This window comes from Streptomyces cucumeris (genome assembly GCF_024295805.1).
GTDB lineage: Bacteria > Actinomycetota > Actinomycetes > Streptomycetales > Streptomycetaceae > Streptomyces > Streptomyces cucumeris.
In genome coordinates this window covers 48,795-66,668 of sequence record NZ_JANCLX010000021.1, presented here as the reverse complement: position 1 = coordinate 66,668, position 17,874 = coordinate 48,795, and the positions used below count along the sequence as shown (strand labels likewise).

Genomic DNA, 17,874 nt, shown 5'->3' with positions numbered 1-17,874 from the left:
CCCGGTGCGGTCACTCCGGCTGCGTCGTGGGGCGCAGTGCCACCCGCAGCACCCGGGCGCTGACCACCAGCACCCACAGCGGGAACACCAGCGCGAACCAGGCGTCGGTGCTCACCACGAACAGCAGCACCACCGCCACCGCGTAGCCGGACCACGTCAGCCAGCGCGGTAACATCCCCAGCCGGTGGCAGAGCGTCGTGGCCGACAGGACGAACACCGCCGCGATCCGGGTGGAGTACGACGAGAGCAGCACCAGCGTCAGATGGCGTCCGTACTCCCACATCCGCAACTGCGCGGAGGACGCGCTGCCCGCGAGCGCCAGCAGCCCGCCGACGGCCGCCGCCAGAACGAAGATCACCGCGAGATAGAGCACTCCGCTGCCGAAGAAGAGGGTCGCGAAGAACTTGTCCTCCGCCACGCCCACGTAGTCCCGTACCGCGCCCATGAACCACAGGAAGAAGATGCCCGCGAACGGCACCAGTTGCAGCGCCACGTTCAGCGAATCGCGGCTGGAGCCGTCCGCGAGCCAGGCGCCCGCGTCGGTCGGGTGGTCCGGGATGGCCGCGTGGACCAGGACCACCACGGTGCCCAGCAGCAGCGCGGAGAGGATCCCCGCGGCCCCGGCGGCCCGTGGTGTCCGCAGCGCCCGGCCCGGTGGTTCGTCGGTGGCGCCCATGACGTCCTCCTTCCGGCCGCCGCCGGACCCGGGACTCCTCGGGCCGGACGGCGGACCGTCACCGGAGCTCATCGTCACGCGGTGCGCGGCTCCCGGCCGGCGGGGGACACCGGCGCGGGCGACGATCACCCCGATGGCGCGCCCGGCTCCCCCGCCCGGCCGAGCCGGCCGGGACGGCCTAAGCCGTTTCGGCGAGTGCCTGGGCGCGCAGGGTCGAGCAGGTGCGGTTGATGAGCCGGGAGACGTGCATCTGGGAGATGCCGAGCTGTTCGGCGATCCGGCTCTGGGTCATATCGCAGAAGAACCGCATGTAGAGGATCTGGCGCTCCCGGTCCGGCAGCCGGGTCAGCCCCGGGCGTACGGCCTCGCGGTCCACCACCCGGTCGTACGCGGGCTCCTGGGCGCCGAGGGTGTCCACCAGGGAGTAGCCGTCGTCCGCGCCCGTCAGCTGCGCGTCCAGGGACAGCGGGGTGAAGCTGCCCAGGGCCTCCATCCCGGCCCGCACCTCCTTCTCGGTGAGACCGGTGCGTTCGGCTATCTCCTCGGTGCGCGGCGGGCGGTCGTCGAGGGAGTGGGACAGCTCGCGGTGCGCGACCCGGACCCGGTTGCGCAGGTCCTGGACCCGGCGCGGGACGTGCAGCACCCACAGGTGGTCCCGGAAGTGGCGCTTGATCTCGCCGACGATGGTGGGCACCGCGAACCCGGCGAAGGCCGTACCGTGTTCGGGGTCGTAGCGCTTGACGGCCTTCACCAGGCCGAGCGCGGCCACCTGCTGGAGGTCCTCCAGCGACTCGCCGCGGTTGCGGTACTGGCGGGCCAGCCGCTCGGCCATCGGCATCCATGCCTCGACCACCCGCCGGCGCAGTGCCTCCTTCTCGGGCCCGTCCGGCAGACGGGCGATCTCGTGGAACTCGGCACTGGTGTCAGGTGCGTCGTCGTGCGAGTGCTTCGTGGGGCCGGTCTGGGGCCGTGCCATGTTCTGCTGCGCTGCGGTCGTCACGGAACACACCTCCTGCGATGTCTGACGGGGCTTGCCGGGACCGAAAGGTCCGCATCGCGGAGGCATGCGCGCAGGACAGGGTGGGGGCCGCGTCCTGCGGGACGTCACACTGCTCCCGCGGCGCGTGCCTCCGGTCCGAAGCACGAAATACCGCCTGCCCTGGGGACCTGGGGGTAAACCATCGTTTCTCCGTGACTTCTCGGGGGAGTTGCCACGGGCCAGTGCGGGTCGCCCGGGCGCGGGGTCTCAGCCCAGCAGCGCGGCCACCGTCAGCAGCACCGGTGCCGCGAGGAGCGTGGAGAGCAGGATCGACTCACGGGCCAGTACGGTGGCCGTCTCATAGCGCGTGGCATAGGTGAAGAGGTTCTGTGCCGCCGGGAGCGCGGAGGTGACGACGGCCGCGAAGAGCGCGGGCCCGCCGAGTCCGAACACTCCGGCCGCGATGGCCCACCCCACCACCGGCTGGGCGAACGACTTCAGCGCCACCGACAGCAGCACCGGGCCGCGCTCCTCGCCCGTGCCGGGCAGCGCGGTGCCCGGCAGGGAGATGCCGAAGGCCAGCAGGACGGCGGGTACGGCCATACCGCCCAGCAGGGTCAGCGGCTCCAGTACCGGCCCCGGGATCCGCCATCCCGCCGCCGTCACCGCCACACCGCACAGCGAGCCGATGACGATGGGATTGCGGAACGGGGTGGTCAGCCGGTGTACGACCGAGGGCCGGGCACCGGGGCGGCCGAGGTCGATGACGGTGAGCGCGATCGGGGTCATGACGAGCTGCTGGAAGAGCAGGACGGGAGCGACCACCCCGGCGTCACCGAGGACGTACATGGCGATGGGGATGCCCAGGTTGCCCGCGTTGACGTAACTCGCGCACAGCGCGCCGATGGTGGTGCGTCCGAGGCTCCACCGGCGTACGGCGCCGACGGCGATGAACACCCCGGCGACCACACAGGTGCTCAGCGCCGTGACGAGCAGGGGAACGGAGAGCACGACCGACAGGTCGGCCCGGGAGAGCGTGGTGAACAGCAGCGCGGGGGAGGCCACGTCGAAGGACAGCCGGGTGAGCACCTCCCGGCCGTGCTCGCCCAGGGAGCCGCGGCGGCCGAGCACATAGCCGGTGACGATGATGCTTGCGATGACACCGAAGCCCGTGATCACACCGCCCACGGCACCTCCGCCGGGCCGGGCGCGGGGGAGCGGTGGCGGGGCACGGCGACGGTCATGGAGGGGTTCTCCGTCAGACGGGGCGGTCAGCATGCACCCTACAACCAACCACCCGCGCCCGGGGCGGAGCGCACGCCGGGGCGGTGGGGGGCCGCCCCGGCACGCACCGGCCGGGCTGGTCGTCCTAGGTGATGGTGAGGGTGCGTTCGCCGTGGGCCAGGGAGCTGTTGCCCGCGTAGAGCCGGATCTCGCCCTTCTCCACCATGAACTCGCCGTCGCGGTCATGGGTCCAGAAACCCAGGTGCTCCGCGCCGAGGCGGAAGCGCACGGTGGTGGACTTCCCCGCGCCGAGGGTGATCCGGCGGAAGCCGCACAGTCTGCGCACCGGCTGGACGATGCTGGCCACCGGGTCGCGCAGATAGAGCTGGACGACCTCGTCCCCGCTCCGCCGCCCGGTGTTGCGCACGGTCACCGCCACCTCGACGGTGTCGCCCCGGCGCAGCGCCTCGGCCGCGATCCGGCGCACCGGCAGCGAGGGCTCCCCGATGTCGAAGGTGGTGTAGCTCAGCCCGTGGCCGAACGCGAACTGCGGACCGTCCGGCAGATCGAGGTACTTGGAGGTGTACTTGTTGTCCGGGTCGTAGGGGCGGCCGGTGTTCTCGTGGTTGTAGTAGACCGGGATCTGACCGGCCGAGCGCGGGAAGGAGACCGGCAGCTTCCCACCGGGGTTGACCTTCCCGAACAGCACGTCCGCGATGGCGTGTCCGCCCTCGATTCCGGGGTGCCACGCCTCCAGGACGGCGGGCGCCGACTCCAGCCAGCCGCCGATGGTCAGCGGACGCCCGTTGACCAGGACCACCACGAACGGCTTGCCGGTCGCGGCGATGGCCTCGATCAGCTTCTCCTGCGCGCCGGGCAGACCGATGTCGCTGCGGGCGCTCGCCTCACCGCTGAGCGCGGCCGCCTCTCCGACGACCACGACGGTCGCCTCGGCGCCCTTGGCCGCCGCCACCGCCCTGGCGATGCCACCGGTGTCCTCGCCGTCGGCGTCCACCCCCCTGGCGTACGTCACCTTCGCCTCCGGCACGGCGTCCCTGACCGCGTCGAGGACCGTGACCGCGGGGAACGACTCGCCCCAGGGGCCGGCCCAGGTGCCCAGGAGGTCGGTGGAGTCGCCGAACGGGCCGACCACCGCGAGGGAACCGGCCGAGGCGCTCAAGGGCAGCGCGGACTTCTCGTTCCGCAGCAGCACCATGCAGCGGGCGGCGGTCTCGCGGGCGGCGGAACGCGCCGCCTTGCCGGGCTTGCGGATGGCCGCGTCCTCGTCCACGTAGGGGTGGTTGAACAGGTCCAGCCGGAACTTCAGCCGCAGGATCCGCGCCACCGCGTCGTCCAGCCGGGCCATGGTGATCCGGCCGCTCCTGAGCAGCCGTCTGCCGTGGTCCACGAGGTGGGTGCTGACCATCTCCATGTCCACCCCGGCATTGAGCGCGAGCCGCGCCGCGTCCGCGCCATCGGCGGCGAATCCATGAGCGATCATCTCCTGGACACCGGTGTAGTCGCTGACGACGAAGCCGTCGAAGTCCCATTCCCGCTTGAGGATCTCGGTGAGCGTATGGGTGTTGCCGTGGGCGGGCACCCCGCTGATGGTGTTGAAGCTCGCCATGACGGTGGCGATCCCGGCCTTCACCGCCGCCCGGAACGGACCGAGGTACTGATTGCGCAGCCGTGCCTCGGACACGTCCACGGTGTTGTAGTCGCGTCCGCCCTCGGCGCCGCCGTAGGCCACGAAATGCTTGGCGCACGCGGCCAGCCGGTCCTTCGCGGCCAGGTCATTTCCCTGGTACGCGCGGGTCTTGGCGGCCGCGAACGCCGCGGTGAGGAAGGGGTCTTCGCCGTTGCCCTCGGCGATCCGTCCCCAGCGCGGCTCATGGGTGACGTCCATCATCGGGGAGAAGGTCCAGTGCACCCCGTTGGACCGCGCCTCCTTGGCGGACACCTCGGCGTCCCGCTCGGCCACCGCCGGATCGAAGGCGGCGCCCTGGGCGAGCGGGATGGGGAAGGTGGTCCAGAAGCCGTGGATGACATCGAGTCCGAAGAGCAGCGGGATACCGAGGCGGGACTCCTCCACCGCGATCCGCTGGAGGGCGTTGGTGTACTTCGCCCCGTAGATGTTGAGCACGGACCCGAGCCTGCCCTTGCGGGCCGCCTCCTCCGCCGCCTCGGTCTGACCCCCGCCGGGCCCGGTGTTCCCGGCCCAGGTCAACTGCTGGAGCTGGCCGAGCTTCTCCTCGGCCGTCATCCGCCCCAGCAGGGCCCGGACCTTCGCCTCGTGCGGGCGGTCCCGGCGGGAGGTGTCCTGGGGGCCGGAGGCCGCCGCCCCCCGCTCGGAGGCCGCCGCGGCGGCGGGTTCATCGGCTCGGGCGGTGCCGGTCGCGGCTCCGCCCGCAACGGCCGTACCACCGGCCGCGGCAAGCACCGTACGTCTACGCACACCATTCATGGCCTTCGTCCCTTGAAGAGCGTTGAGTGCTGTCGACGGGTGGATCTTCAAAAGTTGAATTGAAGTTACGGACCACATGAGGGAGCGTCAAGGGTCCGCGCGGCGGCGGTTTTCCATGGCTTTGATCGTTTCAAGGAACCGGCCCGGGCCGCCGCGGTCGAGCGGCCCGGTCGCGGTGCGCGCTATGCCTCCGGAACGGCCGGCGCGCCCAGCGCGTACGGCGAGAGGATGTCCGCGACCGCGCGGTTGCGCGGTGTTCCGACGCCCAGTTCCTCCCCGAGCGTGGCCACCGCGCCGCTGAGCCAGGCCAGTTCGAGCCGGTGGCCGTGCTCCAGGTCGTTGTGCATCGAGGAGGTCATGGACGGTGGCAGGGTGTCGCAGAACGCGAGGCGGTCATCGGCGAACCCGGGGTCCAGGGCGACCCCCCTGGCCCGGCCCACCTCGACGACCTCACGCATCACCTCGTACAGCAGCGAGCGCGACCCGGCGTCCCCGCGGATCACCCCGATGGGCTGCCGCACGGCCGTCGTCGCCGCCGACAGCCCCACCAGGAACACGAACTTCTCCCAGATGGCGCGCTCGATGTCCGGGCTGAGCTCCGCCTCGATCCCCGCCTTCAGGGCGTGGTCGAGCAGGGCACGGGCCGGGCCGGACTCCGCACCGCCGTATCCGCCGAACACCATCCGCTGCAGGGTGCCGTTGTGCACCACGACCCCCGGCTCCTCGATGAACGCCGAGATGTAGCAGACCCCGCCCAGCACCGATTCCGCCGGGAGGTGGCGGCGCAGAACGGTGTCCTTCTGGACACCGTTCTGGAGCGAGATCACCGTCGCGCCGCGCTCGGCGAGCGGGCGCAACTGCCGCGCCACGTCCTCGGTGTCCCACAGCTTCACGGCCACCAGGACGACATCCGCCCCTTCGATGTCCGCGATGGCCGGAACCACCGCACCGGGGGACACCCGCAACTCGCCCAGCGGACTGCGCACCGTGAGCCCGTTCTCCCGTATGGCCTGGAGATGGCCGCCCCGCGCCACGAAGGTGACGTCACTTCCGGCGGCGGCCAGTCGCGCGCCGAAGTACCCGCCGACGCCTCCCGCCCCGACCACGGCAATCCTCATGATGCCCCCTCCTCGACAACCGTATGAGGGGCTACTTTAGAGCGCCGGAGCGGCGCTCCGGCCGAACGCCGGCCGTCGTCCGTGACCGCGGGCCGCCGGGCCCGCCAGGACCCGGCGCCCCCACCGCCGCAGGCCCTTGGACGGTGCCGCTCAGCAGCCGTCCCGCGCCCGGCACCACCGTCGGCAGGCCGAGCGCGTCCAGTACCCGGTGGGCGGTGGCGGTCGCGGCCGACAGCACCGGCAGTCCGGCTTCGTCCTCGACCGTCTGGATCGCCGCGAGCGACGGCATCTGCACACAGGCCGACAGCACCAGCGCGTCCGCTCCGTCCAGCCGCAGCCGCTTCCAGTGTTCGCGCAGGTCCGCCGGATCCAGTCGCGCCACCGCGAGGTTGTCGGCCACCTCCAGACTCAGCGCGTCGACCACCTCGATCCCCGCGGCCTCGACACACCCGGCCACCAGACCGGTCAGCTCCTTCATATACGGAGTCACCAGGGCCACCCGCCGCGCGCCGAGCGCCCTGATCCCGCTGAGCAGGGCGCCCGCGCTGGAGACCACCGGCGCCTTCGCCCCCTGGCCGTCGAGGACCCCGGCGATCTCCGCCTCCGCCACCTCGTGGTGGCCGGGCCCCTGCGCCATCAGCGCCACCAGACACGCCGAGGCCACCACATCGGGCCGGGCGTCGGCCAGTTCGAGCGCGGCCCGCTCGGTCTGCGCGTTCATCTCCCGCAACTGCTCGGGCGTGACGTGCCGCATCCGCATCCGGCTGCTGTGGAAGACGAAGCGGTCCTCCGGGAGCACGCTTTCGCGGGCGCGCAGCATCCGCGGCAGCTCGGTCTCCATCGTCAGGTTGGAACTGGGCACGATCAGCCCTATGTGATGATCCGGCACGGGGTCCTCCATGGACATTCGTCAGGGGGGAGCCCGTACACCCCGTGCCGTTCCGGCGCGTGGTGCTAGGGCTCCTCGGTCAGTCCCTCCCAGCGGTCGGCGAGGGACGTCAGCAGGTGCATGACTTCGTCGCGGCGCTCCGGTCCGTACGGCCCCATCAGCCGTTCGTCGAGGGCACGGGCGCGTTCATTGGCCGCCCGGAGCGTCCGTTCGCCCTCCTCGGTCAGGAAGAGCAGCTTGCGGCGGGCGTCCTCCGCGGCCGTCCGCCGGGTGATCAGTCCCCGGTTCTCCAGCCGCCGGGCCACGTCCGCCATGGTCGAGGTGTCCAGGGCCACCGCCGACGCCATCGACCGCTGGTCACGGCCCGGCGCCGCGTCCACCGCCGTGAGCACCGCGAACTGCGGACCGGTCAGTGTCGAGTCGACCGCGCGCACCCACACCGCCAGATACGCCTGGTACAGACGGCGGACCTGATAGCCGGGGGCGGCGGTCAGGGCGGCGGGAGTTATCGGCAGGGACTCGGCAGGTGCGGTTTCGTCAGACATGGCCTCACTCAATCACGGGCGGTGAACCGGCTCCGACCCGTGTCGCGTCCCGCGGCCGGTGCGCGGGGCGTGTTCACTCCAGCATGGGTCGCAACGCCTCGCGGACGGCCGCGAGCGCGGCGGCCGGACTGTCCCAGAACACCATGTGACCCGCGCCGGGAATCGCCACCGGACGCGCCCGGGGATTCATCCGGGCGGCCTCCTCCGCGTCCCTCCCCGTGACCACGGGACTCTCCGCGCCGTACAGCAGCGCGGTGGGGCCGGGCACCTCGGGCCACCAGTCGAAGAAGTCCTCGGACTCGAAACCCCGGTGGGTGGCGGTGATCGCCTCCCGGGCGCAGCTCGAGAGCCAGCGAGCCCGCAGTTCCTGCTCCCGGCGCGGCCAGCGCGGCCAGGCGCGGGCCACCTCATCCGCGTCGGTACCGCGCAGCGCCTGGTCCAGCTGGCCGAGAAAGGTCTCCAGGGTCGTCGGGTACGACCCCCGCCCCGGCCCGCTCATCGGCGGATCCACCAGCACGGTGCCCCGGAGCGGCACCGCGCCGCGCACCGCGGTCACCGCCGCGATCCGCGCACCCATGGAGTGGCCGAGCAGCAGCGGCCGGTCCAGGTCCAGTCCGCGCACCACCGCCTCGGTGTCCTCGGCGTACGCGGTCAGGCCGTACGCGCCGCCCGCGTCGGACAGCCCGCGCCCGCGTACATCGACCACCAACGGCCGTACCATGTCGACCAGTTCACGGGCGACGAAGTCCAGGGTGACGGCCGGTGAGGTGATCCCGGGCAGCACGACCAGCGGCACACCGGAACCGCCGTAGTCGAGCACATGCAACCGGGTCCGCCCGGAGCGGACCCACCGCCCGGTGGCGGGCACATCGGCCAGATCGGCGAGCGCGGACTGAAGGACGGACCGGTCGGGCACGGGCACCTCCTGGGGACGGCCGGTCACAGGACCGGGGCGGGACGGGCGGCGGGCAGCCGGCCGAGATGGCCGACGGCCTCCGCGAGGTCGATGACATCGCCGTACTTGGCCTGGATGTCGAAGAGAGCGGCGTCGTGCGGCCCCGCCGCGCGGTCGCCCACGCACTCGCGCGGCACCAGCACATCGAAGCCGGACTGCACGGCGTCGACCGCGGTGGCGCGCACACAGCCGCTCGTGGTCGCCCCGCACACCAGCACGGTGTCCCGGCCGAGGCCGGTCAGCACGGCGGCGAGCGAGGTGCCGAAGAACGCCGAGGCGCCCTTCTTCACCACCAGCGGATCCCCCTCCCGCCGCGGCAGCCGGGGGTCGAGGGCCACCGCGTCGCTGCCCTCGGCCATCGCCCGCATCCCCGGCGCCTTGCGCAGCCAGGTGACCGCATCCCCGGCGGCCTCCGCCGGGGAGTAGGAGATGGCGGTGAAGAGCACCGGTACGGCGGCCGGGCGGGCCGCCTCGATCAGCGCCGAGGTCGCGGCCACCACATCCGTCAGATCGGCGCCCGTGGGGAAGGTGTCCTCGGTGAAACCGCGGGTGAGATCCACGACGACGACGGCGGGACGGCTGCCCCGGCGCACCGGTGCGCCGAATCCGGCCCGCTCGTAGGTGCGGTCGGTCCGCTCGCCGTGGACGCCCCCGGTCACCGGATCCTCCCCGCCGCGCGCAGCTGCTTCTCCTGGGTGGTCAGCCGCCCCAGCAGCCAGCCCTCGAACAGTCCGAAGGCGAACGCCGCGGCCAGCGGTCCGTACGTGGTGAGCACCGGACCGGCGATCAGCGACAGCCCGTCGAGTTCGGTGTCCGCCGCGGGGGCGGCCGGACGGGACACGGGGGCGGAGGACACCGGGGCGGACGCCGTCACGCCCGGGGAGACCGGTGGACCCGCGGCCCGGTCGCCGTCCAGCAGCCCGCCCAGGTTCTGTGCGAACCGCTGGAGGATCCGGTCGGAGACCGCGCCGATCGCGCCCTTGCCGAACTGGGCGATCTTGCCGCGGATGACGAGGTCGGTGGAGATCTCCAGCCGGGCACCCTCGGCGGCCTCCGCCACCTCCAGGGTGACCTCGGCCTCCGCGTCGCCGTTGCCGTGCTCGTCCGCACCCCGCGCCTGCACCCGCAGCCGCCGCCGCGCGGTGTCGACCTCCAGGAAGCGGACGGTGCCCGCGTAGGCGGCCGTGATGGGGCCGACCCTGACCTTCACCCGGCCGCGCCAGGTGTCGCCGTCCCGGCCGTCGAGCGTGGCGCCCGGCATACACGAGGCCACCCGCTCCACATCGTTGACGAGGGCGAACACCGCGTCCGGCGGCGCCGGGACCGGGACCGTGTTGGACAGGTGCATCTACGTCTCCTTCCGGCGCCGGGCGGCGCAGTCGTCGATCGCCTCGACGATGGTCTGGTAGCCGGTGCAGCGGCACAGGTTGGACGCCACGACCTCGCGGATCTCCTCCTTGGTCGCCGCCGGGCGCTCGGCGAGGAACCCCTCGGCGAGCATCAGGAACCCGGGGGTGCAGAATCCGCACTGGAGGCCGTGGTGTTCGGTGAACGCCCGCTGCAGATCGCTGAGTTCGCCGTCCTCGGCGAGGGACTCCACGGTACGGATCCGGGCGCCCTCGGCCTGTGCGGCGAACATCAGACAGGCGCGGGCCGGAGCGCCGTCGACCAGGACGGTGCAGGCGCCGCAGATGCCGTGTTCGCATCCCACATGGGTGCCGGTCAGCAGCAGGTCGTGGCGGAGGGCGTCGACGAGGGTGCGGCGCGGCTCGATCAGCAGCTCATGGCGTTCGCCGTTGACGTCGAGCGTGATGAGCTGCCGCTCCCGCGGGGCGGTGTCGGTCATGAGGGGTGCTCCACGGTCCGGCCGAAGGCCCGCTGCACGGTCTCCGGGGTGATGGGGGTGGTGTCCAGTTCGGTTCCGGTGGGCCGCAGGGCGTCGTTGACCGCGTTGAGCACGGCCGCGGGCGCCCCGATGGTGCCGCCCTCACCCGCGCCCTTGGCGCCGGTCTCGGTGAAGGCGCACGGCGTCTGGAGATGGCGGATCAGCACGTCCGGGATCTCGTGCGCGGTGGGGACCTTGTAGTCCATGAAGCTGGTGGCCGAGGGTTCGCCCTGGTCGTCATAGGTGACCTGCTCGAACAGCGCGCCCGCGATGCCCTGGGCGATACCGCCGCGGCACTGGCCCTCGACCACCTGGGGGTTGATCGCCACCCCGCAGTCCTCGACGCACAGATACGCCAGGATCTCCACCTGACCGGTGCCCGGATGCAGTTCCACCACCACTCCGTGGGTGGCGTTGGAGAACGTGCCGTCGTTGAACACGTCGAAGGTGGCGGTGGCGGACAGCCCCGGCTCCACGTCCTTGGGCAGCAGATGCGCCTTGAGATAGGCGATGTCCGCCAGTTCCGGGAAGCCCACCACCTCCCCGGTCCCGTCCCGTCTGCGGATCCCGCCGGTCACCAGCTCCACCGCGTCCGGGGACAGCTCCCAGCGGGCGGCGGCGATCCGGCACAGCTTCTCGCCCAGTTTCGCCGCGGCCAGCCGGACCGCGCTGCCCCCCACCGCGATGGACCGGGAGGCGAAGGTCCCCCAGCCGTAGGTGACGCGGTCGGTGTCGCCCTGGTGGATCCGCACCTTGGCGATGTCCAGGCCGAGTTCATCGGCCACGATCTGGGCCATCGTGGTCTCGTGGCTCTGCCCGTGGCTCATCGTCCCGGTGGTCACCACCACCGCGCCACTGGTGTCCATCCGGACCTCGGAGATGTCGAAGCCCGGGACCACCTCCATCTTGCGCTGCGCGAACGCGGCCGAGCCGTAGCCGGTGCGCTCGCTGAAACACGCGTAGCCGATACCGAGGTGGCGTCCCTCGGCCGCCGCCTCCTCCCGGGCCGCGTACCAGCCCTCCTCCCGCACCAGCCGTTCGCACAGGTCCAGCGACTCTCGGTAGGAGCCCGGGTCGTAGGTGATGCGGTTGACACCGGTGTAGGGAAAGTCGGTGATGACGTTGCGCCGCCGGATCTCCACCGGGTCCATCCCCAGCTCCCGGGCGGCGCGCTCGAAGAGCCGCTCCATGACCATCACATACTGCGGTCTGCTGACCCCGCGGTACGGCGCGGTGGGCGCCTTGTTGGTGGTCACCGCACGGCCGCGGACCCGGTAGGCGGGCACCTTGTACACCCCCGGCATCTCGGCGGAGGCCATCAGCGGTTCGATCCCGGCGGTGAACGGATAGCAGGAGTACGCGCCCATGTCGCATACGACATCGGCGTCCAGCGCCAGGATCCGGCCGTCCGCGTCGAAGGCGGCGCGTGCGTCGTAGTGCTGCTCCCGGGCGAGGAACGACGCGGTCAGCGCGTCCTTGCGGTCCTCGATCCACTTGACCGGGCGGTCCAGTCGCAGCGCTGCCGCCGCCACCGCGATCTCCTCCCGCCCCACCACGCACTTGAGGCCGAATCCGCCGCCCATGTCGGGGACGACCACCCGCACCGCGCGCTCGTCCAGCCGCAGACAGCGCGCGGCCACCGTGCGCACCTGGTGCGGCACCTGGGTGCAGGTCTGCAGCAGCAACTGGTCCTCCCGGGCGTCCCAGCTCGCCACGGCGCCCCGGGTCTCCAGTGGCAGGGCGTTCTGCCGTCCGGTGCTCGCCCGGACCCGCACCACGTGCGGGGCGCCGTCGAAGACCGCGTCGATGCCCTCGGTGGCGAACATCGACACGTCCAGCAGGGTGTTGAGCGGCGCCTCGTCATGGACCAGGGGCGCACCGGGGGCGAGCGCCCGTGCCGCGGAGACCACCGGCGGGCGGGGCTCATAGGACACCTTCGCCGCCTCCAGGCCGTCCTCCGCGGCATAGGCGTCGCGGGCCACCACGACGGCCAGCGGCTCGCCGACGAACCGGACCCGGTCCCGGGCCAGCACCGGCATCGCGGTGGCGACGAACTCGGAGGCCGGACGTCCCAGCCGGGCGGTGATATCGCCCAGCTCCAGGTCCTCGGCGGTGAACGCGGCCACCACACCGGGGACGTCGAGCACCGCCGACAGATCGATCCCGGTGACCGTCGCGTGGGCGACGGTGGCGCGAACGAACTGCGCGTGCAGCATGCCCGGAAGCTGGATGTCATCGGTGAACCGGCCGCGGCCGGTGAGCAGCCGGGGATCCTCCCGGCGGCCGACCGACGCGCCGATCCACGCACCCCCGGGGGTCGTCGGGCGGCCGTGTCCGGTGGCCCGCTGGTGTGCCGCAGTGGTGTCGTTCACCGGGAAACCGCCTCCTCGCAGGCGCGCCGTACCAGTTCGCGGATGAGGGCGGCGCGGTAGTCACCGTCGCCGGACACGCCGTCCGGCGGACCTGCGGCCGCCGCGGCGGCCCCGGCACACGCGGTGAACAGTTCGGGACCGGCCGGGCCGCCGCGCGCCAGTACCGCTTCCGCCTCCGGGGAGCGGACCGGCAGAGGTGCGACACCGCCCAGCGCCACCCGGCCGCCGTGCACCGCGCCGTCCCGCAGATCGAGCGCCACCACGGTGGACACGGTCGCGAAGTCCCCCCGCCGCTCGGCGAACTCGGTGAGCGCCGCGTACCGCGCCGGACGCGGGAAGACCACCTCGACCAGCAGCTCGTCGGGATCGAGGGCACTGGTGTAGTAGCCCTGGAAGAAGTCGGCGGCCGGGATCCGGCGTTCACCGCCCGGCCCCAGGGCCACCATCTCGGCGTCCAGCGCCACCGCGAGCAGACACCACTCGGCGGTGGCGTCGGCGTGCGCGATGCTGCCGCCGACGGTGCCACGGGTGCGGATCGGCAGATGGCCGACCCACTCCATCGCCGCGCGCAGCACCGCGAACCCGCTGCCGAGCCGCTCGTCGGAGGCGGTCTCCACCGTGTGGTGGGTGGTGAGCGCCCCGACGCGCAGCGCCCCGTCGGGGCCGGTGCGCAGGTAGTCGAGCTCCCTCAGTCCGCCGACGTCGACCAGGTGGCGGGGCCGGGCGAGCCGGAAGTTCATCATCGCGACCAGGCTCTGGCCGCCCGCGATGACCTTCGACTCATCACCGAGCTCGGCCAGCAGCCGGGTGGCGCCGACGGCGTCCCGGGCCCGGTGGTAGACGAACGGGGCGGGCTTCATCTCTCTCCTGTCGTGTCGCGCGGTCCCTCGCCGGTCAGGCGCGGACCGCCTCCTCGGGGGCGGGGCGGACCGGAGCGGCGGGCACCTCGCCGGTCTCGTCCAGCGCCCGGCCACGGGTCTCGGGAGCGGCCACGGCCATCCACGCCATCGCGGCCAGTACGGCCACCCCCAGCACCGCGAAGGTCAGCGGCAGCCCGAGCACCGGCCACATCACCGAGCCGAACAGCATCGGCGCGAATCCGGTGAGCACCCGGCTGACCGAGGAGGCCCAGCCGAAGCCACTGGCCCGCAGCGCGGTGGGGTACAGCTCGGACACATACGCGTACATGGCCGGGATGGTGAGCTGCATCAGGAAGCCGAACACCGCGATGGCGACCAGCGGCGCCGTCGGCATCTTCATCACCATCGCGAAGACCACCAGCGCCAGGGTGGCCAGCGGGGCCGTGACACCGATGAGCCACTTGCGGCCCACGACGTCCACCAGGACGGTCGAGACCAGCACCCCCACGATGCCCACCCCGCTCATCAGCGTGGTGCCGAAGAAGGCGGCGGTGTCGCCCTGGCCCTCCTCCTTGAGGATGGACGGCATCCAGCTCAGCGCCGCGTAGTAGACCAGCATCACGGTGGCGAAGATCAGCCAGGAGGCCGAGGTGATCCGCGGGCTGAACCGCCAGATGCCACGGAGCTGTTCGGTGGCGGCGGCCAGTCCCCGCACCCGCTCGTCGCGCGGCTCGGGGGCCGGGATGGCATACGGCTCCACGGGCGCCCCGGTTCTGGCCACCAGATCGTCGATGACCTCCCGGGCCTCCGCTTCCCGGCCCTTCTCGGCGAGGTAGACGGGGGACTCGGGTATGCCGCGCCGCACCCAGAACAGCAGCAGGGCGGGCAGGGTCATGGTGGCCAGCATCCAGCGCCAGTTGCCGTCCAGCGGCAGCATCGCGGTGGACACCACCCCGCACAGCGTCACCCCGACCGGCCACCACACATCGAGCGCGGTCAGCACCCGGCCCCGGTACTTCCTCGGCGAGAACTCGCCCACCAGGGCGTAGTCCACCGGGATACAGCCGCCCAGGCCGACCCCCGCGAGGAAGCGCAGCGCCAGGAACAGCCAGTACGTGGGGGAGAAAGCGGCCAGTACCGAGAACACGGCGAAGATCAGCAGGGTGACGCTGAACGCCCGCTTGCGTCCGATCCGGTCCGCGATACCGCCCCAGACGATGGCGCCCACGGCCATGCCGATGAGGTTGGCGGTGGCCACCAGCCCGCGCTCGGAGAGCGAGAGCCCGAACTCCTTGCCCAGCAGCGGCATCAGAAAGCCGTTGAGGGCGATGTCATAGGCGTCGAACAGGTAGCCGAGGCCACCGATGATGAAGATCCTGCCCTGGACTCCCCACTTCCATGGGAGATCCTGGACGATCTGACTTCCCGTCTTCACGTGCGCTCCATGGTGTTGTTCGTGTTGAGCACGTGCCGCACCATGGCGGACGTGATCCGGACGCGGGCCCCGGTGGGCCGGGTCAGCGGGCGAACTGGTAGCCGAAGGCCCCCAGATCGGGGTCGTTGAGCGGGGTGCCGCCCCACAGCCAGTCGTAGGAGAGGTCGGACTCCCCGTCGAAGCGGCGGCGCAGCTTCGCGTCCCGGGCCCGCTGCTCCGGCCCGTCGGGGAGGTGGTAGAGGGTCTTGTTGCGCAGGGATGCCTCCTGGACCATCCCGGCGTGCTTGGCCCGCCGGTCGGCGTAGCGGCGCAGCGCCCCGGTGGCGCCGTCGGCGGTGACCGCGCCCAGTTCCTCGGCCAGGACCGCCGCGTCCTCCATCGCCTGCGAGGCGCCCTGGGCCTGGTAGGGGAGCATGGCGTGGCAGGCGTCTCCGAGCAGGGCCACCCGGCCGTCGGTCCACACCGGGTCCCGGCGGCGGTAGTACAGGGCGAAGCAGGTGACGTCGTCCTTGGCCTTCGACAGCATCGCCGGGACCCGGTCGTCCCAGCCGGGGAAGGCGTCCACCAGCTCCCGGGCGGAGGAGACCGCCGTCCAGCGACGGGCCACCTCCTCGGTGCACGGCACGCACGCCACGACGTTGAGGTGTTCGCCACCGCGGATCATGTAGTGCACCAGATGGCGGTCCGGGCCGTACCAGATGGTGCTCTGGAAGCGGTCCACCAGCCAGCGGGTCGCCGGATCGGCGGCGATCAGCTCGCCCGGGATCAGGGTGCGGAAGGCCATCTCGCCGGAGAACACCAGGGTGTCCGGCGCCCCCATCAGATCGCGCACCCGGGACCGTACCCCGTCCGCGCCGATCACCACGTCCGAGGCGAACCGCCGTCCGTCCTCGGTGACGGCCACCGGCCGGCGCGGCTCGGTGGTGTCCAGCCCGGACACCTTGCTGTCGGTGTGCAGCGCCACCACCGGGCCGGGGCCCGCGGGGTCCACACAGGCGTCCATGATGACCCGGTGCAGATCGGCCCGGTGGTAGTGCCAGTAGGGGGCGTTGAACGCGCTGGTGCAGCGCTCGCCCAGGGAGGTCAGCCCGATGACGCTGCCGTCCTTCCACCGCCGCCGCACCTGGTCCAGGGGTTCGGTGTGGATGGCCTCCAACTGGCGTCGCAGACCCAGGCCCAGCAGGATCCTGCTGGCGTTGGGCGCGGTCTGGATGCCCGCGCCGACCTCGCCGAGCTCGGGCGCCTGTTCCAGTACGGTGACCCGCAGTCCGCGGTGGCGCAGCGCGAGCGCCGCGGTCAGCCCGCCGAGCCCGCCGCCCACGATGGTGACTTCGTACGACTGAGTGGACGCCACTTCTCCTCCAGCTTCCGAATGCGGTCCGTTCGGCCACGGCCGCGGTGCGATGCGTAGGTGCGGGTCAGCGGTCCTGGAGGACGCCGTCCACCACGACGTCGGTGCCGTCGACGGAGACGGTGCAGCCGCGCATGGCGATGTCCAGATGGGCGTAGGACTCACGGCCCAGCACCGGATGCGGACCGGTGGACCACAGGAAGTTGCCCGCGAAGGCCCGTGCGTCCATGCCCATCAGATCGCCCTTGCCGTACATGGCGGTGGCGAACCAGTCGGCGGTGCGCATCAGTCCCCAGCCCATGTGCGAGAGGCTGCGCGCCCACTGGTCCCGGGCGTCGTCGAAGAAGGTGTTGAGCAGATCCGCCTCGGCACCGCCGGACACTTTCTCGATGTGCCCGCCCTCGATCCGGAGGGTGACCGGGTCCCGGACGTACTCCTTGAACGGCAGCAGGATGTCGCCGGGGGCCAGTACGAGCTCCCCGTCGGAGATCTCCGGCCAGCAGAGCACCATGGTGCTGGGCCAGTGGTCCCAGCGGCCCGGATCGTCGGCGAAGCCGCACTGGAACTCGGGCTTGGCGCCGCTGAGCCGGACGGTCAGATCGGTGCCCGCGGCGGAGGTGACCCGCATGATCTCCGACCGCTTCAGCAGTCCGACCCCCTCCAGTACCTCGTCCTTGTCCTTCGGGCGGGGCAGATTGCGGATGAGTACGTCGGGGGCGTCACAGACGAAGATGATGCGGGTGCCGGCCCGGAGGATCTCCTGCTGGACGGGGGCGTGGATAAAGCCCTCCTGGGTGAGGTCGACCACCAGGTCGGCCGATTTCAGCAGGTCCTGGGCGGTGGTGTCGGTGAGCACGGAGGTCAGTCCGGGCCCGGCGCCGGTGTGGGTGCTGGGCATGGGGGCGGGACTGCCGCCGGGGACCGTGGCGGCGATGACATGGGCGCCGCACGCCTTCGCGGCGCCGAAGGCGGCCGCGACGTAGTCGCCGCGGCTGGCGGGTTCCGCGAGGACGACCACATGCTCCCCTTCGCGGAGCTTGCACAGCTCCAGCTCACGGGTGAAGGCGTCGAGGAGGTCGACGGAGGAAAGATCGAACACGGGGTCCCTCCAAGGACTGATG

At 72.1% G+C, this 17,874-nt stretch carries 16 protein-coding genes; all 16 read right to left on the bottom strand.

The features are described 5' to 3' along the window. Positions 1-10: 10 nt before the first annotated feature. The 16 genes from NMK44_RS27030 to NMK44_RS26955 all read right to left on the bottom strand — a co-directional run bounded on the left by NMK44_RS27030 (position 11) and on the right by NMK44_RS26955 (position 17,852). Positions 11-676, bottom strand: a complete 666-nt coding sequence (locus NMK44_RS27030; RefSeq protein WP_254747706.1) for a hypothetical protein — start codon at positions 674-676, stop codon at positions 11-13. Between the two features lie 178 nt (positions 677-854). Beyond that, positions 855-1,652, bottom strand: a complete 798-nt coding sequence (locus NMK44_RS27025) for a SigB/SigF/SigG family RNA polymerase sigma factor (protein ID WP_254747917.1) — start codon at positions 1,650-1,652, stop codon at positions 855-857. A gap of 270 nt (positions 1,653-1,922) precedes the next feature. Then, positions 1,923-2,843: an AEC family transporter gene (locus NMK44_RS27020; protein ID WP_254747705.1), complete on the bottom strand. Its 921-nt coding sequence runs from the start codon at positions 2,841-2,843 to the stop codon at positions 1,923-1,925. Positions 2,844-3,024: 181 nt separating this feature from the next. Beyond that, positions 3,025-5,343, bottom strand: a complete 2,319-nt coding sequence (locus tag NMK44_RS27015) for a glycoside hydrolase family 3 N-terminal domain-containing protein (RefSeq protein ID WP_254747703.1) — start codon at positions 5,341-5,343, stop codon at positions 3,025-3,027. 182 nt (positions 5,344-5,525) lie between these two features. Further along, entirely contained in the window at positions 5,526-6,461 is a 936-nt protein-coding gene (locus tag NMK44_RS27010; RefSeq protein ID WP_254747701.1) for a ketopantoate reductase family protein, read from the bottom strand. A gap of 31 nt (positions 6,462-6,492) precedes the next feature. After that, complete coding sequence (locus NMK44_RS27005; protein ID WP_308358573.1) at positions 6,493-7,350, bottom strand: maleate cis-trans isomerase family protein; 858 nt, start codon at positions 7,348-7,350, stop codon at positions 6,493-6,495. A gap of 65 nt (positions 7,351-7,415) precedes the next feature. Beyond that, positions 7,416-7,895 carry a MarR family winged helix-turn-helix transcriptional regulator gene (locus tag NMK44_RS27000; RefSeq protein ID WP_254747699.1) on the bottom strand — a complete coding sequence of 160 codons (480 nt, stop codon included), beginning with the start codon at positions 7,893-7,895 and terminating at the stop codon, positions 7,416-7,418. A gap of 73 nt (positions 7,896-7,968) precedes the next feature. Further along, positions 7,969-8,811 (bottom strand): alpha/beta fold hydrolase, encoded by an 843-nt coding sequence (locus NMK44_RS26995; protein WP_374215347.1) that lies wholly within the window; start codon positions 8,809-8,811, stop codon positions 7,969-7,971. 23 nt (positions 8,812-8,834) lie between these two features. After that, the gene (locus NMK44_RS26990; protein WP_254747695.1) at positions 8,835-9,509 is read right to left on the bottom strand and encodes an isochorismatase family protein; all 675 of its coding nucleotides are present in this window, start codon (positions 9,507-9,509) and stop codon (positions 8,835-8,837) included. Next, entirely contained in the window at positions 9,506-10,198 is a 693-nt protein-coding gene (locus tag NMK44_RS26985) for an SRPBCC family protein (protein WP_254747693.1), read from the bottom strand. Before NMK44_RS26985 ends, NMK44_RS26990 begins: the two co-directional genes overlap by 4 nt. Next, the gene (locus NMK44_RS26980) at positions 10,199-10,696 is read right to left on the bottom strand and encodes a (2Fe-2S)-binding protein (protein ID WP_254747691.1); all 498 of its coding nucleotides are present in this window, start codon (positions 10,694-10,696) and stop codon (positions 10,199-10,201) included. It abuts the gene before it with no gap. Beyond that, positions 10,693-13,035, bottom strand: coding sequence for a xanthine dehydrogenase family protein molybdopterin-binding subunit (locus NMK44_RS26975; protein ID WP_254747915.1), 2,343 nt, complete (start codon positions 13,033-13,035; stop codon positions 10,693-10,695). Before NMK44_RS26975 ends, NMK44_RS26980 begins: the two co-directional genes overlap by 4 nt. 68 nt (positions 13,036-13,103) lie before the next feature. Further along, positions 13,104-13,967: an FAD binding domain-containing protein gene (locus NMK44_RS26970; protein WP_254747689.1), complete on the bottom strand. Its 864-nt coding sequence runs from the start codon at positions 13,965-13,967 to the stop codon at positions 13,104-13,106. Between the two features lie 34 nt (positions 13,968-14,001). Beyond that, positions 14,002-15,402 carry an MFS transporter gene (locus tag NMK44_RS26965; protein WP_254747687.1) on the bottom strand — a complete coding sequence of 467 codons (1,401 nt, stop codon included), beginning with the start codon at positions 15,400-15,402 and terminating at the stop codon, positions 14,002-14,004. An 82-nt stretch (positions 15,403-15,484) separates the two neighbouring features. After that, entirely contained in the window at positions 15,485-16,756 is a 1,272-nt protein-coding gene (locus NMK44_RS26960; protein WP_254747685.1) for an FAD-dependent monooxygenase, read from the bottom strand. 64 nt (positions 16,757-16,820) lie between these two features. Then, positions 16,821-17,852, bottom strand: coding sequence for a 2,5-dihydroxypyridine 5,6-dioxygenase NicX family protein (locus NMK44_RS26955; protein WP_254747683.1), 1,032 nt, complete (start codon positions 17,850-17,852; stop codon positions 16,821-16,823). Between the last annotated feature and the right edge of the window lie 22 nt (positions 17,853-17,874).